At 69.7% G+C, this 20780-nt stretch carries 26 protein-coding genes; 18 read left to right on the forward strand and 8 right to left on the reverse strand.

Features of this window, described 5'->3' with window-relative positions:
- Positions 1 to 17 precede the first annotated feature (17 nt).
- On the forward strand, positions 18 to 674 hold the full coding sequence (locus AMK34_RS18365; protein WP_073846090.1) for an alpha/beta hydrolase: 657 nt from the start codon (positions 18 to 20) through the stop codon (positions 672 to 674).
- Here the strand turns inward: AMK34_RS18365 and AMK34_RS18370 are convergent.
- On the reverse strand, positions 652 to 1287 hold the full coding sequence (locus AMK34_RS18370) for a nitroreductase family protein (protein ID WP_038507699.1): 636 nt from the start codon (positions 1285 to 1287) through the stop codon (positions 652 to 654). The two genes, AMK34_RS18365 and AMK34_RS18370, sit on opposite strands and share 23 nt — an antisense overlap.
- Before the next feature lie 55 nt (positions 1288 to 1342).
- Here AMK34_RS18370 and AMK34_RS18375 point away from each other — a divergent pair, with 55 nt between their 5' ends.
- Positions 1343 to 1819, forward strand: coding sequence for a MarR family transcriptional regulator (locus AMK34_RS18375; RefSeq protein WP_073846091.1), 477 nt, complete (start codon positions 1343 to 1345; stop codon positions 1817 to 1819).
- On the opposite strand, the gene AMK34_RS18380 is transcribed toward AMK34_RS18375, so the two are convergent.
- The 3 genes from AMK34_RS18380 to AMK34_RS18390 all read right to left on the reverse strand — a co-directional run bounded on the left by AMK34_RS18380 (position 1788) and on the right by AMK34_RS18390 (position 3477).
- Positions 1788 to 2213 (reverse strand): ATP-binding protein, encoded by a 426-nt coding sequence (locus AMK34_RS18380; RefSeq protein ID WP_038507701.1) that lies wholly within the window; start codon positions 2211 to 2213, stop codon positions 1788 to 1790. The two genes, AMK34_RS18375 and AMK34_RS18380, sit on opposite strands and share 32 nt — an antisense overlap.
- A 77-nt stretch (positions 2214 to 2290) precedes the next feature.
- Complete coding sequence (locus AMK34_RS18385) at positions 2291 to 3064, reverse strand: SigB/SigF/SigG family RNA polymerase sigma factor (RefSeq protein WP_038507703.1); 774 nt, start codon at positions 3062 to 3064, stop codon at positions 2291 to 2293.
- Positions 3061 to 3477 (reverse strand): ATP-binding protein, encoded by a 417-nt coding sequence (locus tag AMK34_RS18390; RefSeq protein ID WP_016330768.1) that lies wholly within the window; start codon positions 3475 to 3477, stop codon positions 3061 to 3063. The genes AMK34_RS18385 and AMK34_RS18390 overlap by 4 nt, the downstream gene beginning before the upstream one ends.
- 136 nt (positions 3478 to 3613) lie before the next feature.
- Here AMK34_RS18390 and AMK34_RS18395 point away from each other — a divergent pair, with 136 nt between their 5' ends.
- From AMK34_RS18395 to AMK34_RS18415, 5 genes are all read left to right on the forward strand, one after another.
- Positions 3614 to 3922, forward strand: a complete 309-nt coding sequence (locus AMK34_RS18395) for a WhiB family transcriptional regulator (RefSeq protein WP_016330769.1) — start codon at positions 3614 to 3616, stop codon at positions 3920 to 3922.
- A 214-nt stretch (positions 3923 to 4136) separates the two neighbouring features.
- Positions 4137 to 4490 carry an STAS domain-containing protein gene (locus tag AMK34_RS18400; RefSeq protein ID WP_016330770.1) on the forward strand — a complete coding sequence of 118 codons (354 nt, stop codon included), beginning with the start codon at positions 4137 to 4139 and terminating at the stop codon, positions 4488 to 4490.
- A gap of 54 nt (positions 4491 to 4544) precedes the next feature.
- A complete protein-coding gene (locus AMK34_RS18405) occupies positions 4545 to 5330 on the forward strand; it encodes a metal-dependent hydrolase (protein WP_038507705.1) in 786 nt (261 codons plus the stop codon).
- 63 nt (positions 5331 to 5393) lie between these two features.
- Positions 5394 to 5951 carry a TetR/AcrR family transcriptional regulator gene (locus AMK34_RS18410; protein ID WP_038507707.1) on the forward strand — a complete coding sequence of 186 codons (558 nt, stop codon included), beginning with the start codon at positions 5394 to 5396 and terminating at the stop codon, positions 5949 to 5951.
- Between the two features lie 53 nt (positions 5952 to 6004).
- Positions 6005 to 6328, forward strand: a complete 324-nt coding sequence (locus AMK34_RS18415) for a hypothetical protein (protein WP_073846092.1) — start codon at positions 6005 to 6007, stop codon at positions 6326 to 6328.
- Between the two features lie 51 nt (positions 6329 to 6379).
- Here the strand turns inward: AMK34_RS18415 and AMK34_RS18420 are convergent, their stop codons facing one another.
- Together AMK34_RS18420 and AMK34_RS18425 are read right to left on the reverse strand one after the other, a co-directional pair.
- Positions 6380 to 8017: an ABC transporter permease gene (locus tag AMK34_RS18420; protein ID WP_073846093.1), complete on the reverse strand. Its 1638-nt coding sequence runs from the start codon at positions 8015 to 8017 to the stop codon at positions 6380 to 6382.
- Entirely contained in the window at positions 8014 to 8910 is an 897-nt protein-coding gene (locus AMK34_RS18425; RefSeq protein WP_038507711.1) for an ABC transporter ATP-binding protein, read from the reverse strand. Before AMK34_RS18425 ends, AMK34_RS18420 begins: the two co-directional genes overlap by 4 nt.
- A 94-nt stretch (positions 8911 to 9004) precedes the next feature.
- Here AMK34_RS18425 and AMK34_RS18430 point away from each other — a divergent pair, with 94 nt between their 5' ends.
- Positions 9005 to 9508 carry a GbsR/MarR family transcriptional regulator gene (locus AMK34_RS18430; RefSeq protein ID WP_038507712.1) on the forward strand — a complete coding sequence of 168 codons (504 nt, stop codon included), beginning with the start codon at positions 9005 to 9007 and terminating at the stop codon, positions 9506 to 9508.
- A 192-nt stretch (positions 9509 to 9700) separates the two neighbouring features.
- Here the strand turns inward: AMK34_RS18430 and AMK34_RS18435 are convergent, their stop codons facing one another.
- Entirely contained in the window at positions 9701 to 10300 is a 600-nt protein-coding gene (locus AMK34_RS18435; RefSeq protein WP_038507713.1) for a TetR/AcrR family transcriptional regulator, read from the reverse strand.
- Between the two features lie 96 nt (positions 10301 to 10396).
- Here AMK34_RS18435 and AMK34_RS18440 point away from each other — a divergent pair, with 96 nt between their 5' ends.
- From AMK34_RS18440 to AMK34_RS18460, 6 genes are all read left to right on the forward strand, one after another.
- Entirely contained in the window at positions 10397 to 11029 is a 633-nt protein-coding gene (locus tag AMK34_RS18440; RefSeq protein ID WP_038522202.1) for an NAD(P)-dependent oxidoreductase, read from the forward strand.
- A gap of 83 nt (positions 11030 to 11112) precedes the next feature.
- Positions 11113 to 11829 carry an SGNH/GDSL hydrolase family protein gene (locus AMK34_RS18445; protein ID WP_073846094.1) on the forward strand — a complete coding sequence of 239 codons (717 nt, stop codon included), beginning with the start codon at positions 11113 to 11115 and terminating at the stop codon, positions 11827 to 11829.
- A 125-nt stretch (positions 11830 to 11954) separates the two neighbouring features.
- A complete protein-coding gene (locus tag AMK34_RS43185; protein ID WP_167337756.1) occupies positions 11955 to 12125 on the forward strand; it encodes a hypothetical protein in 171 nt (56 codons plus the stop codon).
- 331 nt (positions 12126 to 12456) lie between these two features.
- Complete coding sequence (locus AMK34_RS18450) at positions 12457 to 13062, forward strand: RNA polymerase sigma factor (protein ID WP_007030724.1); 606 nt, start codon at positions 12457 to 12459, stop codon at positions 13060 to 13062.
- Complete coding sequence (locus tag AMK34_RS18455) at positions 13059 to 13538, forward strand: hypothetical protein (RefSeq protein ID WP_016330781.1); 480 nt, start codon at positions 13059 to 13061, stop codon at positions 13536 to 13538. The genes AMK34_RS18450 and AMK34_RS18455 overlap by 4 nt, the downstream gene beginning before the upstream one ends.
- Positions 13539 to 13580: 42 nt before the next feature.
- Positions 13581 to 16181: a CHAT domain-containing protein gene (locus tag AMK34_RS18460; RefSeq protein ID WP_083649894.1), complete on the forward strand. Its 2601-nt coding sequence runs from the start codon at positions 13581 to 13583 to the stop codon at positions 16179 to 16181.
- A gap of 223 nt (positions 16182 to 16404) precedes the next feature.
- Here AMK34_RS18460 and AMK34_RS18465 read toward each other — a convergent pair whose 3' ends face one another.
- A complete protein-coding gene (locus AMK34_RS18465; protein WP_073846095.1) occupies positions 16405 to 16845 on the reverse strand; it encodes an SRPBCC family protein in 441 nt (146 codons plus the stop codon).
- Positions 16846 to 16894: 49 nt separating this feature from the next.
- Here AMK34_RS18465 and AMK34_RS18470 point away from each other — a divergent pair, with 49 nt between their 5' ends.
- The 4 genes from AMK34_RS18470 (at position 16895) to AMK34_RS18485 (ending at position 20759) form a co-directional block, all read left to right on the forward strand.
- Entirely contained in the window at positions 16895 to 18859 is a 1965-nt protein-coding gene (locus tag AMK34_RS18470; protein WP_073846096.1) for an FUSC family protein, read from the forward strand.
- A 39-nt stretch (positions 18860 to 18898) separates the two neighbouring features.
- The gene (locus tag AMK34_RS18475; protein ID WP_073846097.1) at positions 18899 to 19213 is read left to right on the forward strand and encodes a hypothetical protein; all 315 of its coding nucleotides are present in this window, start codon (positions 18899 to 18901) and stop codon (positions 19211 to 19213) included.
- A gap of 72 nt (positions 19214 to 19285) precedes the next feature.
- Positions 19286 to 19624: a hypothetical protein gene (locus tag AMK34_RS18480; protein WP_037333240.1), complete on the forward strand. Its 339-nt coding sequence runs from the start codon at positions 19286 to 19288 to the stop codon at positions 19622 to 19624.
- A 202-nt stretch (positions 19625 to 19826) separates the two neighbouring features.
- The gene (locus tag AMK34_RS18485; protein ID WP_073846098.1) at positions 19827 to 20759 is read left to right on the forward strand and encodes a TauD/TfdA dioxygenase family protein; all 933 of its coding nucleotides are present in this window, start codon (positions 19827 to 19829) and stop codon (positions 20757 to 20759) included.
- Positions 20760 to 20780: the final 21 nt, after the last annotated feature.

A 20780-nucleotide genomic window follows, 5' to 3' on the forward strand; every position in this document is an offset into this window, starting at 1 on the left:
TCGGGTTGGCTGGGGCCATGGCGACCTTCGTACTGATCCATGGCGGTGGCGGCAGCGCCTGGGACTTCCACCTCCTCGAGGCGGAACTGACCGGGCGCGGGCACGACGTCGTCGCGGTGAACCTGCCGATCGACGACGAAAAGGCGGGCTTCCCGGAACACGTGGAAGCCGTCGTGAACGCCATCGGCGATCGCGGGGACCTGGTCGTGCTCGGCCATTCCTATGGCGGCTTCACCGCGCCGTTGGTGGCCGAGAAGCTTTCACCGCGGCTGCTCGTGATGCTGACGCCGATGATCCCGAAGCCGGGCGAATCGCCGGGGGACTGGTGGGGCAACACGGGTTTCAAGTCCGACGAAAGCCTCAGCGAAGAAGAGCAGTTCTACAACGGCGTCCCCGCGGACATCGTCGCGGAGGCGGGCTCGCACGCCCGGAACCAGGTCAGCGCCGAATGGGGACAGCCATGGCCGCTGGACAAGTGGCCGGACGTCCCGACGAAGGTGCTCATCGCGCGCGAAGACCGCTTCTTCGCGCCCGAGTTCCAACGCCGGGTCGTCCAGGACCGGCTCGGTTTCGCCCCCGACGAGATCGACGGCTCCCACTCCGTGCCCTTGAGCCACCCCAAGGAACTGGCGGACCGGCTGGAGTCCTACCTCACCAGCGATCCAGCCGCATGACGTCTTCGAGCGGCTGACGCGCGGCGGGCTTGAAGGTGTCGCCGGTGTAGAACGCCGTCGGGATGAGCGCGGCCTGGTGCACGTTCTCGGGCAGGCCGAGGATCTCCGCGGCCTCCTTCTCGTACGCGAGGTGCAGCGTCGTCCACGCCGTGCCGAGCGTGACCGCCCGCGCCGCGAGCATGTAGCTCCACACCGCCGGCAGCAGGTTCCCCCACAGCCCGGCCTGGTTCCCGGCGGGCAGGTCCGCGCTGTTCGTCTCCAGGCACGGGATGACGTGCACGGGCACTTCGCCCATCTTGTCGGCGAGGTACTCGACGCTGGAGCCGACGCGCTGCTGCACCTTCGACCGCTCCGGGTCGTCCGCGAACAGCTTTCCCGCCGCCCGAGGGGAATCCAGGTACTCGCGGCACGCCCGCTGGTAGAGCTTCCCGAGCTCGGCCCGCTGCCCGGGATCGGTGATCACCAGCCAGTGCCAGCGCTGGGTGTTCGACCCGCTCGGCGCCTGCAGCGCGACCTGCAGGGCGTGTTTGACCAGTTCGAGAGGCACCGGCCGGGTCAGGTCCAGTCGTTTGCGGACGGTCCGGGTGGTCGTCAGCAGCTCTTCGGGCGTCATCTCAGGATTATGTCGTTATGATCCGCTGGTGGGGAGGCCGCCGCGCGAACGAGGGATGGGCACTTTGCTCAGGCACGTCCTCGACGTGACCGAGGCGGACGTCTCCGCGTTCTTCGAGGACATCGGGCTGGGGGACTACCGGCCGCGGTTCACGCCGTTCGTCCGCGCGATCGTCACGCACGGGCCGCTGCCCATCCGCGACCTCGCCGCCGAAGTCGGCGTCACCCATTCCGCGGCCAGCCAGACCATCGCGCAGATGGCGCGTCAGGACCTCGTCTCGCTCCGGCCGGGGACCGACGCCCGGCAAAGGATCGTCTCGCTGACCGAGAAGACACTCGGCCTGATGCCGACGCTCGAAGCGGAATGGGCGGCGACCAGCGCCGCGGCCGCCCAGCTGGAAGCCGAACTGCCGTACCCGCTCAGGGAAGTACTGGTCGCCGCCGTCGAAGCGTTGGAGCGGAAATCGCTCCGTGAGCGCATCGCCGAGACGGACGCCGCGCTCAAGCTGAAGCGTCGGCCCGAGCAAGACTGAACACGGCCCAGACGTACTTGCCGCCGGAGCAGAGCTCGTGTCCCCAGTCGTCGGACAACGCGTGCACCAGCTGAAGACCGCGGCTGCGCGCCGCCATCGGCGACGGCTCCTTCAGCTTCGGCCGGCTCGTCCCGGAGTCGAAGACCCGCAGGGTGAGCCTTCCGTCGGAGTATTCGACCTCGAGCCTGTCCGGCTTCTCCCCGTGCTCGAAGGCGTTCGTGACGAGCTCGGAGGTGGCCAAGAGGACGTCATCGACTTCCGGCCCGTCGAGGCCGAGGCCGCCGAGAGTCGCCCGCACGGCCTGTCGCGCGACGGCGGGGGCCGTCACATCGACCGGCAGGGGCAGGGAGACCACCGGCAACGAGCCCTCCGATCGCGTCTTGGACATCGTCATGGTTCCGCACCTCCCCTCACGAGAGACTCCCAGATCCGCTGTTCGCCTCCCTGATACCCACAAGGGCCGAGGTCGAATCAGACTCCGTCGGTGAGTTCCGTCTCGGTCAGTCCTTCACGCAGTTTCTTGAGCGTGGCGGCCAGCAATCTCGACACCTGCATCTGGGAAACACCGACACGGCGGGCGATATCCGACTGGCTCATCCCGGACCCGAACCGCAGCGCGACGATCTTGCGCTCGCGATCGGGCAGCCGTTCCAGCATCGGCCGCAGCGCCTCGCGCAGCTCAGCCTGGCTCAGATTCGCGTCAGCCTCGCCGAAGCGGGTGTGCGCCGAGTTCTCCAGGAGGTTGTCCAGCGAAGCCCCATAGCGGCCTTGGCCGGCCCGGAGGCCCTCGTAGACCTCGTCGATCGGGACGCCGAGATGCGCGGCGATCTCACTGGGTTTCGGCGCGCGCGAGAGCCGGACGGTGAGCTCCTCGCGCACGGCCGAGATGTTCGCGTTCAGCTCCTTGAGCCGCCGCGGCACCCGGACCGACCAGCTGTTGTCACGGAAGTGATGCCGCAGCTCGCCGGAGATGGTGGGGACCGCGAAGGCCAGGAAGTCGCTGCCCTGACCGGGATCGAACCGGTCGACGGCGTGGATCAGCCCGATCGTCGCGATCTGGACCAGATCCTCCATCGACTCGTCCCGGTTGCGGAACTTGCGCGCCAGATTGCGCGCGAGTTCGAGGTGCGCGCGCACCAGCTCGTCCCGCAGCGCCTCGCGCTCGGGGGCGTTCGGGGGCAGCGCGCACATGCGCTCGAACAGGACCGGGACATCCGCGCCGTCTTGCTCGACGGGTTCGGTCACGGCCGGGCCGCCTCGCTCTCCCGGATGAGTTCCACCCTGGACAGGTAGCCGCCGTCGGCCGGGGTGACACTCCGCCGCGCGGACGTCGCGAGCGCGGTGAGCAGCTGCCAGGACAGACCGGTCTCGTCGTCGGGCTCCGGGGAGTCCGAAAGCACCGAGACGGTCACCTCGATCCGCCCGTCCTTCCACGAGAAGACGCAGGTCAGATGGCCGTCGGCGGCCGAGGGGAGCAGCATGGAGCAGGCCTCGTCCACCGCCATCCGGAGGTCTTCGACGGCGTCCAGATCGAAGTCCTGGCGCATCGCGATATCCGCGACGATCGTACGGAGAGTGGGTACCACGTGCGGTACCGCGGCCGTGCGTACCTCGATGAGTTGAGCGCCCTCCCCGCCGGGCGGGGTGTTGTCCACCACGTGTGTTCCTCTCTCGAGCTGCGCTGCCGATGGGTCACATGCCCTGGGTGTGAGCAAACCAAACCCACGTTTGAGCCGTGCAGGGGGCGGGCATGTAACCGGCGACAAACGATCTCCTTGGAAGGCGGGGACCGACATGGCTGACGTGAGCCGGCTGCCGAACGTGGTGGCGGAAGAGTGGGACTGGCAGCTCCGTGGGTCGTGCCGAGGCGCGGACAGCAGCTTGTTCTTCCACACGGACAACGAACGCGGTTCCGCCCGCGAGCGGCGCGAATCGCGCGCCAAGGCGATCTGCCACACCTGCCCCGTGCTGGCGCAGTGCCGTAAGCACGCGCTCGCGGTGCAGGAGCCGTACGGCATCTGGGGTGGCCTCGGCGAGATCGAGCGTCGCGAGCTGTTCCTCCGCGAACGCCGCGCCGGGCGCAAGGCGTTGACCGCGCATTGAGCGCGCCCCGGGCACCGGTCGGCGACGCGCACGACGGCGATCGTGGCGCCCCGTCCGTACTGGGTTAGGGTTGGGACTGTCGTTGCGGGGACAGCCACGCCTACCCGCCGAAGAAGAGCGTGCGTCCGTGTCCGGACTGGGCGCGGCCGTCGCTTGAGACCACAGGCGCGTTCCGGCGCTGAGCGTCGGTTCTCACCTGATGAGGAGAATGTGCATGCCCGCAGCGGACCAGAACACCACGCCGCCCGGTTTCAGCATCACGCTGGACGCCGACGCGTCTGAACCGCGTGTGGTGGTCACCGGTGAGCTCGACCTGCTGACGAGCCCGCAGCTTCAGGAGACCCTCGGGGCCCTGATCACGGACAAACCGTCCGGCCGGGTGGTCGCCGACCTGACCGGCGTGACCTTCTTCGACTCCTCGGCGCTGAACGTGGTGCTCCAGGCGCAGCGTCAGGCCGCCGAGAAGGCGGTCGAGCTCGAACTGGTGCCCAGCCCCCAGGTGAGCCGCGTGATCGAGCTCACCGGCGTCGCCGAGCACCTCAGCGTGTCGGAGGAGCCCCCCGCCTGATCCCCCGCTACGGTCGTGGGCTCGTGATCCGCGACACCTGGGGGCAGCAAGATGATGGGGCGGACGCATGCCCTGACGGGGTGGTGCGCGGGCCTCGCGCTCGCGCCCGCCGTCGGAGCGGGCACGGTGCACCAAGCGGTCGTCTTCGCCGCGACCACGGCGGGTTTCGCCCTCCTTCCCGACCTCGACCACCCGGGCGCTCGCGCGTCGAAGCTGCTCGGCTGGTTCACCGGCGCGATCTCATGGCTGCTTCGCCGCGTTTCGGCGGCGCTCTACGCGCTGACCAAGGGACCTCGGGACGAGAAGGTCACCGGTAAGCACCGCCATCTCTCGCACACCGTCCTGTTCGCCGTCGGCCTCGGCTTCCTGACCTCGTGGGGAACCGCCGAGGGCGGGCCTTGGGCCGTGTTCGGCGTCGTCGTCCTCGGCCTGCTGCTCGCGGAAGGCGCGCTCGGCGACTGGCTCCTGCCGGTCAGCGGCGCGGCCGTCGGCTGGTGGGTGTGGACCGCCCCGCCGGACAAGGCGGCGCAGCTCGCGGAGATCTCCGGCTGGCTCGGCATCGCCGTCGCGGCCGGGTGTTTCGTGCACTGCCTCGGCGACGCGCTGACCGAGTCCGGCTGCCCGTTCCTGTTCCCGATCCCGATCGCGGGCGAGACCTGGTACGAGATCCGGCCGCCGAAGCCGCTGCGGTTCCGCACCGGCAAGAAGGTGGAGAACCGGCTGATCTTCCCGGTGTTCGCGGTCGCCGCGGTGGTGCTGATCCCGGGTGTCTGGGAGTACCTCTTCACCACGGTCCAAGGGCTGCTCACGCCGGACGGGACGCAGACCGCGGTGCAGTGAGGAATGCCCTCGTCGCCGCCGGCGTTGAATTGGAACGCCGGACCCGGTTGAGGAGGGGGAACAGTGGACAAGCCCGTGCTGCGCGCCGACGCGCGCCGCAACCGAGCGAAGGTGCTCGCGGCCGCCGAAGAGGCCTTCGCCGTCGACGGCCTCGCCGTCCCCCTCGACGAGATCGCCCGCATGGCCGGTGTCGGCGCGGGCACCGTCTACCGGCATTTCCCCAGTAAGGAAGCGCTCTTCCAGGCCGTCGTCGTGGACCGTCTCGAACAGTTCGCGCGGGAAGCCCGCGAGTTGCTGACCGCCGAAGACCCCGGCGAAGCGTTCTTCGACTTCTTCAGACGCGTCGTCCAGCAGGCGTCCCGTAACCGGGCCCTCTGCGACGCGCTCGCCGAGACGACCGGACTGGGTTTCAAGGCGGGCGCGGGCGACGAATTCCGCTCGGCGACGCAGGCGCTGCTGACGCGGGCACAGGCCGCGGGCGCGGTGCGCGAGGACATCGACGGCGACGATCTGCGCGCCCTGATCGCCGGGTGCCTCGCCGCCGAACGGTACTCACTCGAAGAGCGGCATCTCGTGCGGATCATTGTCGACGGTTTGCGCACGCTACGTAACAAAACGTAAGATCAACGCGAGAAGTCCTCGTACCTGCGCTTCGCATGGCGAGGGGGTGCCGGATGTCCAGTCAGGGTCCCACCACCGGTTCCGTCACGGTCGCGGCCATCGCGGGTCTCGCGACCGGGCTGCTCGTCGCCGCGCTTTTGGTCGCCGGCCGCGAGCCACAACCCCGCGTCTACGAAGTCGGCACGACCCCGTCCCCGACCTCGACGTCCCGTTCGGTCGGGCCGGTCACGGTGACCGTGCCGGGGAGCGCTCCGGAGCCGCTCGTCATCACGCGGACCAGCACACCGGCGCCGCGCACGGTGACCAGGACCGTGACGCCTACACCGACATCGACGGTGCTTCCGCCTTCGACGACCACCGGGTTCCGAAGCGACTGAGGACCGTGAAGGCCGCCCCCGATGAACGGCCTCCACGGTCATCCCCTGTGGCTAGCCGACGTCGCGACGCCGCCAGCCCATGAGCCCGGCCACGAGCGCGACCACGGCGACCCCGGTCAGCCAGACCAGCGGTGTCGCGGTGAACTCCGCGGCGGGCAGCTTCGGAACGTGCGAGAACGGTGAGGCGTCGACGATCGCCTGCGGCAGGTTCAGCACCGGGCCGAACAGGCTGAGCAGCAACGCCAGCCCCGCGATCGCCCACGCCGCCGTCGTGAACTTCGGCGCCAGGCCGAAGAGCGTCACGGCGAGCCCGGTGATCACCCACACCGCCGGAAGCTGCGCGAGCGACGCGACCACCATGTCGCCGACCGCGTCGCCGACACCGCCGGACCGCATCCCGTTCGACAGTCCCAAGAGGACACCGCTGACGACCATCATCAGCGCCGTGCCGCCGAACGCGAACACGAGATGGCTCCCCAGCAACCGCATCCTGCCCACGCCCGTCGCGAGCAGCGGCTCGACCCGCACCGCGGTCTCCTCGGCGCGCAGCCGCAACGCGGCCTGTACCCCGTAGAGCGCGATGACCATGGCGAACAGTCCGGTCATCGCCGCCATGAAGGCGTCGATCAGCCCGTCCGTGCCGCCTAGGCGCTGGAAGATCTCCTTCGCCTGCTGGCTTTCCCCGACGACGTCGCCGATCCCGCTCGCGACCGAGCCGAACACCGCGGCGCAGACCGCCGTGCCGATCAGCCAGCCGATCAACGGACCCCGGTGCAGCCGCCACGCCAGCGCGAACGGGCTCCGCAGCGACGCCGCGGCTTCGGCGGGCCCGGGACGCGGCGGGATGATGCCGGTGCCGACGTCGCGGCGCGGGAGGAGCGCGTAACCGATCGCGCCGACGACCACGGTCGCGGCCAGCGGCAGCAGGAGCACCCACCACCGTTCGTCGGCGAACGGCCGGATCCGCTGCGCCCACCCGATCGGGGAAAGCCAGGAGACCCAGCCCGCGTCGGAGGTCGAGTCGCCGACGGCGCGCAGCAGGAACGCGACCCCGACGGCGGTGGCGCCGATCCCGTTGGCCGTCCGCGAATACTCGGCCACCTGGGCGGCCACCGCGGCGACCGCCGTGAAGACCAGACCGGTCACCGCGGTGGCGGCGCCGAGCGCGAGCGAGCCTTCGACGGGCAGCTTCGCGCCGATCATCAGCCCGGTCTCGACGAGTCCGATGAGGACACTCGCCCCGGCGGACACCAGCACACCCGCGGTCAGCAGGGCGTACCGGCCGACCACCGCGGAGGCCAGCAGTTCCGCGCGGCCCGAGTCCTCCTCGGCCCTGGTGTGGCGGGTGACGGTGAAGACCGCCATCAGCCCGATGACCAGGGCGAGGAAACCGCCGAGCCGCCACGCGGTGAACCCGCCCGCGGTCGAGAGGTCGAAGGCCGGGCCGTAGATCAGCGAAAGGGACGGGTTCGCGCCCATGCTCGCGGTGAGCCCGGCCCGTTCGGCGGCCGTCGGGTACAGGGTTTCGAACGTGCCCGACGACGTCGAGGGCATGATCCCGAGCAGGACGATCCAGATCGGCAGGACGATCCGGTCCCGCCGCAGCGCCAGCCTGGTCAGCTGCCACGTGCCGACCAGTCCGTGCGCCGGCCCGGAAACGACGGCCGGGCGCTCCAGCGTCGCGGTCATTTCGCGCTCGCTTCGGTGGTGTAGTGGCGGAGGAACAGCTCCTCCAGCGTCGGCGGCTGGCTGGTCAGGCTGCGGACGCCGACCTGGGTGAGCTGCCGCAGCGCTTCGTCGAGGGAACGGGTTTCGACGTCGAAGCGGACCCGGTTGCCCTCGACCTTGAGGTCGTGGATGTTCTGGAGTTTGGTCAGCCCGTTCGGCGGACCGGCGAGTTCGGCCGAGATCGACGTCCTGGTGAGGTGCCGGAGCTCGGCGAGCGTGCCGGTCTCGACGGTGCGCCCGTTGCGGATGATGCTGACCTTGTCGCAGAGCGCCTCGACCTCGGCCAGGATGTGGCTCGACAGCAGCACCGTGCGGCCCTGCTCGCGCTCCTCCTGGATCGCGTACTGGAAGGTGGCCTCCATCAGCGGGTCGAGGCCGGAGGTCGGCTCGTCGAGGATCAGCAGGTCCACGTGCGAGGCCAGCGCGGCCACGATCGCGACCTTCTGCCGGTTGCCCTTGGAGTAGGTGCGGCCCTTCTTCTTGGGGTCGAGGTCGAAGCGTTCGACGAGGTCCTTGCGGCGGCGCTGATCGAGCCCGCCCCGCAGGCGCCCCAGCAGATCGATCACCTCGCCGCCGGAGAGGTTGGGCCAGAGGTTCACGTCGCCGGGGACGTAGGCGAGGCGCCGGTGCAGGCTCGCCGCGTCCTTCCATGGGTCGCCGCCGAGCAGGCGGACGTCGCCCGAGTCCGCGTGGAGCAGACCGAGCAGGACCCGGACGGTGGTCGACTTCCCCGCGCCGTTCGGGCCGAGGAAGCCGTGCACCTCCCCAACGGGTACCCGCAGGTCAAGGCCGTCCAAAGCCTTGGTCCGGCCGAAGGATTTGTGGAGGCCGGAGATGGAGATGGCGTTTTCCATGAAGCTGAAGGTACAGTGATTTCACGAAGTTGTGAAGTTAAGAAAACGTATGGATGGTGTGATCACTCTGGGGGAAGTAAGAGAGGATGTGCCCATGACGACGACGCCTGAGAGTGCTTCGAGCACGCAGAGAGACGAGGACGCCGTCCGCCGTTACGTGGAGCACCTGGGCCTCACGCTTTCCCAGATCGGGATGCAGCGGATGCCCGCCAGGGTGTTCGCCGCGTTGATGACCACCGACGCCGGCCGGCTCACCGCGGCCGAGCTGGCCGACCAGCTCTCGGTGAGCCCCGCCGCGATCTCGGGGGCCGTGCGGTACCTGGAGCAGATCGGGCTGGTCGCCAAGGAACGCGAGCCAGGCTCGCGCCGCGACCACTACCGGCTCTTCGACGACCTCTGGTACGCCACCTTCATGAAACGCGACCGCATGATCACCATGTGGCGCGACGCGGCCGACGAGGGCGTTTCGGCGCTGGGGTCGGACACGCCGGCGGGCGAGCGGGTCGCCGAGATGCGCGACTTCCTGAGCTTCATGATCAAGGAGCTCAACGACATGTACGCGAAGTGGCACGAGATGCGGGCCGAAAAAGGCAAGTAGGTCATCGGCCTCGTGAGTGAGGACGGTTGGACACTCGGTTGTCGCCGAGTGTCGTCCACGCATGTCTGGTCTTGACCGGGGTTGCGAAAGCCACCTTCGCCACGTTGAAGGTTGCGAAAGTGGCTTTCGCAACACGCCCCCAGAACCTTTGCGGACCGAAGCCTGGGACGGGGTAGAGCCGTCCTCAAGCACTCACGAGGCCACCGCGACCAGGAGCGTCGCCGCGAGCCGTTCCGCCCACTCGTCCAGCTCCTTCGGGGACGGTTCGCGGTCCTCGAAGGACGCCAGGAACGCGTACTGGAAACACGCCCCGAGCAGCAGCGACGCCGCCGCGTCCAGATCCGCGTCCTCGCGGATCCTGCCGAGCCGGGCCTCTTCCTTCAGGTACTCGGCGACACGCACGAGCGGGACGTCCGGTCCGCGGTCCCTGCTCAGGACCCGTTCCCGGTGGGTCGCGAGCAACTCCCGTGAAGAGAACAGCGACACCGCGATCGGGAAGCTCTCCAGGTAGAACGACAGCGTGATCCGCGCCAGCCGGGCGAGGTTCGCCGCGAGCGGGGTGTCCGAAGACGTCCCAGCGGTGTCCATCAGCTCGTCCAAGGTCGACCCGAGCGCGGGCAGCCGCTCGGTGAGCACGCTGGTGAAGATCTCGGTCTTGTCCTTGAAGTGCTTGTACAGCAACGCCTCGGAGTAGCCCGCCGCCTGCGCGATGGCCTTCGTCGTGGCATGCGCGTAGCCCTGCTCGCGCATCACCTTCGCCGCCGCGGCGACGATCTCCTCGCGGCTTCCCATGTTCGCTCCTGAGGGCTTCTCAGCGTTCGCTCGACAAGTGGTTAGTGAACACTCACCATAGTGGGTGAGTGTTCACTAACCCAGGAAGGCGTGACCATGAAGCTCACTGTTCTCGGTGCCACGGGCGGGGTCGGTTCCGAAGTCGTCAAGCAGGCACTGGCCGCGGGCCACCACGTCACCGCGGTCGTCCGCGACCCGTCCCGGCTGGACGTCGAAGGAGACCTGCTGGAAGTGGTCGTCGCGCAGCTGTCCGAGCATGGCGCGCTGACCGAGGCGGTGTCCGGACGCGACGTGGTGATCTCCGCCCTCGGCGCCCGCGACCGCAACCCGACGACCATCGTCACCGACGGTGCCCGCGCCGCCGTCGCCGCGCTCGGCTCGGCGGGGGTCCGGCGGCTGCTGCTGGTGAGCGCCAGCGGTCCGTTCGTCGACGGCGACACCTTCTTCACCAGGAACGTCGTCAAGCCGATCCTGGGCAGGATCCTCCGGCACGCGTTCACGGACATGATCGGCGCCGAGCGGATCGTGCGCGGGAGCGACCTCGACTGGACGATCGTGCGTCCGCCGCGTCTGCTGAACGGGCCGCACACCGGCGAGATCGCCGCGCGCACCGACGGCAACGTCCGCGGGAGCTACAGCATCAACCGCGCCGACGTCGCCGATTACCTGCTCCGCGCGGCCGCGGACGACTCGCTCGTCCGCCAGACGGTCTCGATCGCCCACGGCTGACCCCGCATTTAGTCCTCTCGATGCGGTTGTTGCGTGCGCAACGATCGCGTTCAGAGGACGAAACGCGGCAGTAAGGTCGCGAGGTGATCAGCCGTGCGGTGGTGCTCGCCCCGATCCTGCTCGCGCAAGCCGTCCGGGTGCGCCGTACGACGCCCAGGCTGCCCGGTGCCGCGGGGCCGGTCAGTGGCCTGGTGGCCGGCGACGGCGACCCGGTGCGGCTCGCGGTGCTCGGCGAGTCCACTGTGGACGGGGTCGGCGCGGCGACGCACGCAGAGGCGCTGACCGGACGGCTCGCGGAGGAACTCGCGCGGGACGGCCGCGCGGTCGCCTGGCAGGCACTCGGCCGGACCGGCGCCAACGCCCGCGTGGTGCGCGAGGACCTGCTGCCGCTGCTCGAACCCGCCGACCTCGTCGTGATCGCGCTCGGCGTCAACGACACGATCGAACTGCATTCGGCCACGCGCTACCGGCGTGACCTGCTCGACCTGATCGTCGAACTGCGACGTCGCGTGGGACGGGTCCCGGTGGTGCTGGCCGGTGTGCCGCCCATGGGCCGGTTCCCCTCGCTGCCGCGCCCGCTGCGGGACGTCCTCGGCGCGCGGTCGGCCGTCCTCGACGCCGCGGCCGCCCGGCTGGCCCTGCTGCCCGGCGTCGTCCACGTCCCGATGCCTGCCGCGATGCTGGACCCCGCGACCTTCGCCGAGGACCGTTTCCACCCCGGTCCCGAGGGCTACCGGCGCTGGGCCGGGCAACTCGCGGACGTGAGCCGTCGGCTACTCAGCGACACCTTTTCGGGCTAAAAGCGCTGATCAGGTCACTCGCATGCCACAGATTAAGAAATTTCCATGAAAAAGCTGGCTCTGCGTGTATCTGGTGGCAGCCTCGTTGCGTCCTATGGAGCAGTCGAGGAAATGAGGGACACCCGATGACGACCGAGACCAACACCGCGCCCGTCGACGACGAGGCCACGGCCACCGAAGACCTCGAAGAGACGACCCCGAAGCCGAAGCCGATCACGGCGCCGGTCCCGCCCCGTCCCGGCACCAGCCCCGACGGCAACTGGGACCCGTACGGCACCAACCCGCCGTCGAACTGAATGAACACAGACAGGTGATGTCCGGAGGCCGAGGGGGCCGCCGGGCATCACCTCCGGGTGCTCCTTCGGGGGAGGGGGACGCCCGGACGCGGGTCCGTTGGGGAGCGGGCCCGGGGGGAGGGAAAAAAGGACCGGCCGGTGCGCAGTCCACACCTACTCGCGCCGGCCGGTGCCTTTGTCCTTCGCCTCAGACCGAGGGGGACCACCGAAACTCGACAAAAAAGTTAGTGACTTGATGTATCCCAGAGCCTCTTGCACGCTCCTTCTCCCCGAAGGGCCCGCGATACTGCCAGCGCCGACACGAAGACACGTCCGAAGTGGGGCAGATACGGTGACCGACGTGCAAACGACCGAGGTAGACCCGCCATGGGAAGGACTGACCGGTGCCGACCTGCATGCCGCCTGCATGCGCGCGGCGCGGGCCGGTGACCGCCAGGCGATGGACAGACTTGTGCACGAGCTGACCCCGCTCGTGTGGCATGTCGCGCGCGCGAACGGGCTCGATCGCCTGACCGCCGAAGACGTGGTCCAAACGGTGTGGCTCGCGCTCTTCAGCCAGCTCGAAAAACTCCGTGACCCCAAAGCGCTCGCCGCCTGGTTGATCACCACCACCAGGCGCGAGGCCCAGCATCCCTTCGGCCGCCGCGCTCAGCCCGTCCCGCTGACCGACGAGCTGGCCGAAAGCATGGAGAGCACCCATCCGGCCCCCGAAGAGGAAGCCGTCCGCGCCGACCGGGATCGCCGGGTCTGGCGCGCCTTCCTTCGCCTGCCGCACCGCTGTCAGCAGCTTCTTCGGCTGACCGTGCTCGCCGGGCGGGCCGAATACCAACTGGTCGCCGAAGCACTCCGTATGCCGCGCGGAAGTGTCGGCCCGACCAGGGGCCGTTGCCTCGAATCGATGCGCGACCTGCTGGCCCACGAAGGGGGAAGCCGATGAACGACCTCGGGACGCCGGGGGAGATGACCTCCCCGGGCGATGAGGAGTTGCTCGCCGATATCGGACGTTTCATGGACGAACTGGACCCGCCACCGGGAGACCTGGTGCAGCGGGTTCAGTTCGCGCTCGCGCTCGAAAACCTCGACGTCGAGGTCGCCCGCTGGGAACGGATGGACGCCACCGCGGGCGTTCGCGGCAGCGACACCGGCACGATCACCTTCACCGTCAGCGACCTGACCGTGATGATCAACCTCACCAAGATCGGCAAGAAGCACCGGATCGACGGCTGGCTCGTGCCCGCCGGCGAGTACGGAGTGGAGGTTCGCGTCGCCGAACACGGCACGAGTTCCACCACCGCCGACGAAGGAGGCCGGTTCGTGCTGGACAACGTCCCCCAGGGCACCACCCAGATCGTGATCCACCTCGGCGACGTGACCTGTCGCCGGACGGTCGTGACCCCCACAGTGGTGCTGTAACCGGACGGCTGTTCCGTTATGCGGCGTGGGTGTGCTCCCATAGTGCGTGTGCCCGCGCAGCCTTCCGTCGTCGACGCCGTAGTCGAATCGGCGGCCGATCTGCACCGCCGGGCCAGAGTCGCGGCGTCCGACCACGGGCCCGGCGCGGCGATCAGGTTGCTGCAGAGCGGGTTGTCCCGTCTCGGGCGGGTCGACACGGACAGTCCCGAACGGCTGGAGATCCGGGTCCGGATCCTGGTCAGTCTCGCGGCGGCGGAAGCGGAGATCACGTCCCAAGAGGACGGTTTCGTCCGGCTGGACGAGGCGGAGCGGACACGGCTTCGGCTGCCGAGCGGTGAAGCCCGGCGGGAACTGGGTTTCATCGTCGTATTGCAGCGCGCGCTGGTGATGATGCGCGTGGGGCGGCTCGACGAATCGCTCGCGCTCTACAACGCGGTGATCCCCCAGCTCGTCGCCGAGGCGGACAGACACAGTCTCCTGGTTACCAAGACCTTGATGAACCGGGCCTGGCTTCAGCTGCAGAAGACCAACCCCGTCGACGCGCACCGGGACCTCGCCGACGCGCTCGATCTCGCCGTCGAACACGGGCACCGGATGCTGGAAGGGAAGATCCGGCACAACCTGGGAGATCATGCCCAGTTGCTCGGTGACATCCCCGAGGCGCTCCGGCACTACGAGCAGGCCGCCTCGATCTTCGTCACCGACGGGCCCGGTTCGCTGCCGCTGGTCCGGCTCGATCAGGCGAAGGCCCTGCTCACCGCCGGGCTGGCCGAGGAGGCGGCGCGGCATCTCGACGAGGCGATCCCCGAACTTCGCGGCAACGGCGCGCATCATCTCGTCGCCGAAGCCGAGGTCGCGCGGGCCGGAGCGGCCATCCTGGAGGGCGACCACGTTCTCGCGAAGAAGCTCGCGACTTCCGCGCGACGGAGTTTCCTGCGGCGTGGCAACGGCCGGTGGGCGGAGATCGCCGAACTGACCAGGCTCCGCGCGGACGCGGTGAAGGTCTTGGCGGACCGGGAGAAGAAACCGCCCGCGAAACTGCCGGAGCGGCTGGCCGAACTCGCCATCCGGTTGGCGGGGCTGGGTCTGCGCGACGAAGCGGGCGCGGCGCGGATGTTCGCGGTGCGGCTGCTGATCCGTCGCGGGGAGACGGCCGCCGCCCAGGCGCTGCTGGCGCAGGTGCCGAAACCGCGGCAGACCACGCCGATCGACCACCGGATGCAGCTGCGGTTGTGCCGGGCCGAACTCGCGGTGGCGTCCCATCGGCCGCGTTCGGCGCTCGCGCAGGCACGGGCCGGGCTGGCGGAACTCGGGCAGATCCGCGACCGCATGGGCGGGCTCGACCTCGTCTGCGGGACGGCGGCGCACGGCGAAGAGCTGGGCAAACTCGCGCTGACGTTGGTGCTCAAGAAGGCGAGGCGCAGCGGCGCCGGCGCGAAGAGCCTGTTCGCGTGGTTGGAACGCACGCGCGCGCAGGTGTACCGCTACGAGCCGCTCCCGGTCATCGAGGATCCCGCGCTCGCCCGGCATATCAACGAAATGCGGCACGTGCAGGGGACGATCCAGGCGCGGCGGCTGTCCGGTGAACCGGTCGGACAGCTCGAGGAGCGCTACGACCGTTTGCAGCGGGAGGCGACGCGGCTCGGCTGGTACACCAGCCAGTGGGGTCGTCCGCGGCCCGTCTCGGCACCCGAAGAGGTGGTCGAGCGGCTCGGCGATCGCGTGCTGGTCAGCCTGATGGGGTATCGAGACACCTTGTACGCGGTGGTCGTCGACCGCGGCCGGTTCCGGCTCCTGAAGCTGGGGCCGTTGGGGGAGATCGTCGAGACCGCGCGGCAGTTGCACGCGGACCTCGACGCGCTGGCGCCGGACAACCTGCCCGCGCCGCTGGTCGAGGTCGTCACCGGTTCCGCGCGGCGCCGGGCGGACAAACTGGACCGGCTGATCTCCGCGTCGCTGGCGAAGACGCTGGAGAACCGTGAGCTGATCATCGTGCCGATCGGTTCGCTGTACGCGTTGCCTTGGGGCGCTTTGCCTTCACTGCACGGACATCCGGTGTCGATCGCGCCGTCGGCGACCGCCTGGGTGACCGCGTCCGGTCGGCGGAACTCCGGCCCGGTGCTGCTCGCCGGCGGGCCGGGGGTGCCGGGTTCGGTCGGTGAGGTGCGGAACCTGCGGGCCGTGTACCCGCACGCCCGCCTGGTCGACGGGAAGGACGCGACCAGCGACACCGTCCTGTCCGCTTTGGACGGTTCCGGCATGGCGCACCTGGTCGCGCACGGCGCGCACGAACCGGCGAACGCGTTGTTCTCGCGGCTGGAACTGGTCGACGGCCCGTTGTACGCGCACGAAACGGCCCGGCTCGCGAAGCCGCCGGAGCGGGTGGTGCTGGCCGCGTGCGAGCTCGCGATGAGTCACATCCGGCCCGGCGAGGAGGCGCTCGGTTTCGCCGGGACGTTGCTCGCCAGCGGTTCGCGGACGGTCATCGGCGCGATCGCGCGGGTCGGCGACAAGGCGGCCGCGGCCGCGATGTCCGATCTGCACCGGCGGCTGGCGCTGGGGACCGCGCCCGCTCTGGCGCTCGCGGAAGCGACGGCGGCCGATCCGCTGCGGCGCCCTTTCCTGTGCCTGGGCGCGGGCTGAAGTTCTCTCTCACTTATGGGGTGAAAGCGTCCTTCACCTCGTCTCATGCGGCGAAAGCTCCCTTCGCCGCGTCCAATGTGGCTATGGCGTCCTTCGCCTACCCACAGGAGTTGTCCACAACCATCGTCGTCTGTGGACAACTCCGCCGAGCGCCCGTTCCCGTCGCCCTCCGCCGGTAGACTGGACTCGGGGTCGCCCCCCTTGGGAAGGGCGGGGGGTGGGGTCAGGCGCGTTCGGCGTGTTTCACCAGGCGGGTGGCCAGGATCGAGATCACGGCGCGCAGGGCCGTGCGGATGCCGGCGCCGGTGCCGGGCAGCGGTTCGGTGAACCGGCCGGTCCACCGGAGATCCGTTCCGCCGGAAGCGTTCGGCGTGAACGAGACTTCGGCGCGATAGTCCTTCAGCAGCGCGAGACCCGCGAAGCCGTAGACGTGCTTTCGGTCCTGTTCGTACTCCAGCGTCTCTTCGTGGAGATACACCGGCCACAGGCCGACGGCCCGCACGGCGCCGACGCCGTCCGCGCCCGGTTCCCGCGCCCAGCGCGAGTGGAACACCACCGGCTTCGCCCATTCCGACCACCGGGAACCGTCGGCCTCCAGCGCGAACAGCGAAGCGGGCGAGGCGCTGCTCGTCCGGTTGACCTCGAAGGAGTACGTCTTGCCCATGTGGCGACGATAACCGCTCCGAACGCCACGGATAAGTAAAGATAGGGGCGTGAGCACGCCGCGCCGCGAGATCGCCGCACCACATTGGCTGGTGCAGCTGCTCCGCAGCACACCCGTTCCCATTCCGTGGAACATGGTCGCCCGCGCCGTCCTCGCCCTCGCCGTCCCGCTCGCCGTCGGCTACGCATTGGGCGACATCGGAGTCGGCGCGCTCGTCTCCACCGGCGCCCTGCCGACCGTCCTTTCCGAATCCGCCGGCCCGTACCGCTACCGCGCCCGGCGGCTCGGCGGCGCCACCGCGGCGGCGGGTCTCGGCTACTTCGCCGGACTGATCACCGGCGGCATCCCCGCCGCGTCCATCCCGGTCGTCGTCGGAGTCGCGGCGGTGTCCGCGCTGATCAGCGCGGCGGGCAGCAACGCGTCGGTCGCCGGACTGCAGATGTTCGTCTTCTGCGTGCTCGGCACCGGCCAGCACGTCACCGGCCTGCGCGTCGAAGTCCTCCTCGGCTACTTCTGCGTCGGCGCCGCCTGGAGCCTGCTGATCGCGCTCGCCACCTGGACCTTCCGCGCCACCAGTCCCGAACGCGGCGCCGTCGCACACGTCTACGTCGAACTCGCCGCGATGCTCTCCGCGACCGACGAGGCCACCTCCCGCGTCGCGCGGCACCAGCTCACGACCGCGATGAACACCGCGTACGACCGGCTGCTCACCGCCCGCTCCTGGCTGTCCGGCCGCGACGCCACCTACCGCCAGCTGCTCAACCTGCTCTCGGCCAGCACCCCCGCCGTCGAGGCGTCGGTCGCGATGGTCAACGCCGGCCGCCACGCCCCGGACGACGTGATCGACCACTTCATCGCGACTTCGGCCGCCGTCCTCGCGAACCAGGAACTCCCGGAGCCGCCCGAAGCGCCCGAAGACGCCGACCCGGTCCTCGCCGCCCTCTACGCCGGGCTCACCCGGATAGGCAAGGGCGACAACCGGAAGCGGCGCGAGGTCCAGCCTTGGCACAAACGCCTTCGCGGCTGGGCGGGTTCGCTCGTTTCCGGCCCGCTCACCTGGTTCGCCGCGCTCCGCCTCACGTTGTGCGTCGCGATCGCCGAAGTCGTCGCGCTGCTCGTCCCGTTCGAACGGTCCTACTGGATCACGCTCACCGTCGGCATCGTCCTCAAACCGGACTTCGGCTCGGTCTTCGGCCGCGCCGTGCTGCGCGGCATCGGCACGGTGATCGGCGTGGGCATCGGCGCGGCCGTGCTCGCCGCGGGCGGCGAAGGCTGGCTGCTGGTCCTGCTGATCGCCGTCTTCGCGGGCGGCGTCGCGGTCGGCAAGGTCCGCAACTACGGCATCCTCAGCGCCTTCGTGACGCCGCTGATCATCCTGCAGATGGACCTCGCCAGCACCGGAAGCTGGAACATCGTGCTCGCGAGACTCGTCGACACCGTGCTCGGCTGCGCGATCGTCCTGATCTTCGGCTACCTGCTCTGGCCGGGAAGCCGACGGCCGCAGGTCGGCGGACGGCTCGCCGACAGCCTCGACAGCCTGGTGAAGTACGTCGACAAAGGACTCGTGCTCGCGCCGTCCGGCGAGGCCCGCCTGGAACGCTCACGCGCCCGCCGCCGCGCCTACCGCGCACTGGCCGACCTGCGGACCGCGTTCCAGCAGGTCGTCGTCGAACCCTCCGCCGCCGGACGGCAGGCCGTCGCCTGGTGGCCGGTGATCGCCGGGCTCGAACGCGTCGCCGACGCCGTCACCGAGGTCGGCGTCACCCTCGGACGCGGCGCCCCCGCCCCCGACGAAGCCGACGTCGCGCTCCTGACGGCGGCCCTCGCCGAACTCGCGGCCGCCGTCCGCGAGGAACGGGATCCGGCGGAGATGCCGATGCCCGACAACGAACGGCTGTCCGGCGTCGTCGACCAGATCGGCGCCGCCTTCGACGCCGTGCGCGGTCCCGACCTCGTCGAACGCGCGCCGTTGCGGCTGGTCCGGCGCTTCCTGCCGTATCACCGCCGCGCCTGAGGCATCCTGGTCCGGACGGACCGACTTCCTGGGGGCTCGATGAAGGACTGGATACCGCTGATCCAAAGCCTGATCTGGCCGGTGCCTCGGGAGTCCGCGTCGGCCGAACCACGGCCGGACACGACCGGCGTCAACACGATCCACCTCGCCCACACGGCACGACGTGAGAAGCAACTGGACCGGGACAACTACCAGTACCACGGCATCCACGCCTTCCTCGTGGGAGACGACGACCGCGATCTCGACCGCGTCACCAAGGTCGTCTACCACCTCCACCCGTTCAACCTCACGGCCGACGTCCACCTCGAAGGCCGCGCGACGCCGCTGCGACTCGAGCGGTACATCAACTTCTGATCACCCACCCGGACGGGGGATGGGTGAGCATCATCTCGAACTAATGTTCGAGTTTTCACGCATAATCGACGCATGCTCGACACTGGTGACACGCTGCCGCCGGGGCCGCGTCACCTGCACATGGTCCGGCCCAACCAGCCCGTTTGGGTCGATCTCACGCTGGTGTACCCCGTCGGCGCGGTGAAGACCCGCCTGCCCGACGGCCTGGACCTGACCGCCACCGTCCCCGGGCTGCTGGGGATGTGGCGGGCGACGACGACGGGGCACTGGGTCGGCTGGGTCACCTTCCAGCTCGGCCCGGTGGGCCGGGGCGGCACGACGCATTCGCAGTGGGTGCTGGCCGAGGCGCTGCGGCCACGCGAGCACCGGAACACGTGGTCGGGCAGCTTCCCCTCCGAACGGAGGCGATGATCGTCCCGGCTCGTGGACTGTATTGACCGCATGCCAGAACGCGCCCACGATGGCCACGTGTCCGCCATCCTGGAGTCCTCGCCGATCCGTTCGGTGGGTGAAGGTGCCGTCGCGCTCTTCCTGCGCCGTGGACGTTTGGGCTCTCCGCCCGCGTAGCTCCTTATCTCGCCAAGTCGTCCGACGGTGAATCCAGGGAGCCTCCATGTCCATCGAACTGCCCGACCGTGTCCGTCTCCGCCCCGCGACCGTCCCCGACGGCGGGATCCTCGAAGGGCCGCGTCTGCTGCGGCGTTTGCCGGAAGGCGTCGAGGAGCGCCCGTACGAGCTTTTCTCGCTACGCCCGTTGGGAAGGGTGATCGGCGCCGAGATCGGCGGCGTCGACCTCGCCCGTCCGCTGACACCCGAGCTCCACGCCGAGCTGAACCGCGCGCTGCTGGAGTGGAAGGTGCTGTTCTTCCGCGATCAGGACATCACTTCGGCGCACCAGCGCGCGTTCGCCGCCAGCTGGGGCGAACTGGAGACGAACCCGTTCATCCCCCAGGGCGAGACCGAGGACACCACGCGGTTCGCCCGGTCCGCGACCATGCCCGCGTTCGAGAACATCTGGCACGTGGACGTCACGTTCCGGCCCGCGCCGGCGCTCGGTTCGGTCCTGCGGCTGATCGAGGTCCCGCCGGTGGGCGGCGACACGATGTGGGCCGACATGGCCGCCGCCTACGACAACCTGCCCGAAGACGTCCGCGAACGCGTCGACGGGTTGACCGCGGTGCACGACTTCATCCCCGGCTTCGACCGCTTCTCCGACCCGGAACTCCTGCTGCGCCACCAAGACGCGTTCCCGCCGGTCGAGCATCCGGTCGCCCGCACGCATCCGGAGACCGGACGCCGCACCCTCTTCGTGAACCAGGCCTTCACGACGCACATCGTCGGCATCGACCGCGACGAGAGCGACAGGCTCCTGCGGTACCTGTTCAGCCGGGCGCACATCCCGGAGTTCCAGGTGCGCTTCGCCTGGCGGCCGGGTTCGGTGGCCTTCTGGGACAACCGCGCCACGCAGCATTACGCCGTCAACGACTACCACCCGTACGCGCGGGTGGCCGAACGCGTCGCCATCGCGGGCGACCGGCCGTTCTGAGCGTCCCCATGACGGGTGATC

This window comes from Amycolatopsis sp. CB00013 (assembly GCF_001905755.1).
GTDB lineage: Bacteria > Actinomycetota > Actinomycetes > Mycobacteriales > Pseudonocardiaceae > Amycolatopsis > Amycolatopsis japonica.

Excerpts from the sequence above, each read along its gene's own strand:
- AMK34_RS18420 (WP_073846093.1), bottom strand. The coding sequence starts at position 8,017 with ATGACCGCGACGCTGGAGCGCCCGGCCGTCGTTTCCGGGCCGGCGCAC.
- AMK34_RS18485 (WP_073846098.1), top strand. The coding sequence starts at position 19,827 with ATGTCCATCGAACTGCCCGACCGTGTCCGTCTCCGCCCCGCGACCGTC.
- AMK34_RS18430 (WP_038507712.1), top strand. The coding sequence starts at position 9,005 with ATGACGACGACGCCTGAGAGTGCTTCGAGCACGCAGAGAGACGAGGAC.
- AMK34_RS18455 (WP_016330781.1), top strand. The coding sequence starts at position 13,059 with ATGAACGACCTCGGGACGCCGGGGGAGATGACCTCCCCGGGCGATGAG.
- AMK34_RS18475 (WP_073846097.1), top strand. The coding sequence starts at position 18,899 with ATGAAGGACTGGATACCGCTGATCCAAAGCCTGATCTGGCCGGTGCCT.
- AMK34_RS18375 (WP_073846091.1), top strand. The coding sequence starts at position 1,343 with ATGGGCACTTTGCTCAGGCACGTCCTCGACGTGACCGAGGCGGACGTC.
- AMK34_RS18380 (WP_038507701.1), bottom strand. The coding sequence starts at position 2,213 with ATGACGATGTCCAAGACGCGATCGGAGGGCTCGTTGCCGGTGGTCTCC.
- AMK34_RS18480 (WP_037333240.1), top strand. The coding sequence starts at position 19,286 with ATGCTCGACACTGGTGACACGCTGCCGCCGGGGCCGCGTCACCTGCAC.
- AMK34_RS18425 (WP_038507711.1), bottom strand. The coding sequence starts at position 8,910 with ATGGAAAACGCCATCTCCATCTCCGGCCTCCACAAATCCTTCGGCCGG.
- AMK34_RS18400 (WP_016330770.1), top strand. The coding sequence starts at position 4,137 with ATGCCCGCAGCGGACCAGAACACCACGCCGCCCGGTTTCAGCATCACG.
- AMK34_RS18405 (WP_038507705.1), top strand. The coding sequence starts at position 4,545 with ATGGGGCGGACGCATGCCCTGACGGGGTGGTGCGCGGGCCTCGCGCTC.
- AMK34_RS43185 (WP_167337756.1), top strand. The coding sequence starts at position 11,955 with ATGACGACCGAGACCAACACCGCGCCCGTCGACGACGAGGCCACGGCC.
- AMK34_RS18415 (WP_073846092.1), top strand. The coding sequence starts at position 6,005 with ATGTCCAGTCAGGGTCCCACCACCGGTTCCGTCACGGTCGCGGCCATC.
- AMK34_RS18365 (WP_073846090.1), top strand. The coding sequence starts at position 18 with ATGGCGACCTTCGTACTGATCCATGGCGGTGGCGGCAGCGCCTGGGAC.
- AMK34_RS18370 (WP_038507699.1), bottom strand. The coding sequence starts at position 1,287 with ATGACGCCCGAAGAGCTGCTGACGACCACCCGGACCGTCCGCAAACGA.
- AMK34_RS18395 (WP_016330769.1), top strand. The coding sequence starts at position 3,614 with ATGGCTGACGTGAGCCGGCTGCCGAACGTGGTGGCGGAAGAGTGGGAC.
- AMK34_RS18465 (WP_073846095.1), bottom strand. The coding sequence starts at position 16,845 with ATGGGCAAGACGTACTCCTTCGAGGTCAACCGGACGAGCAGCGCCTCG.
- AMK34_RS18435 (WP_038507713.1), bottom strand. The coding sequence starts at position 10,300 with ATGGGAAGCCGCGAGGAGATCGTCGCCGCGGCGGCGAAGGTGATGCGC.
- AMK34_RS18440 (WP_038522202.1), top strand. The coding sequence starts at position 10,397 with ATGAAGCTCACTGTTCTCGGTGCCACGGGCGGGGTCGGTTCCGAAGTC.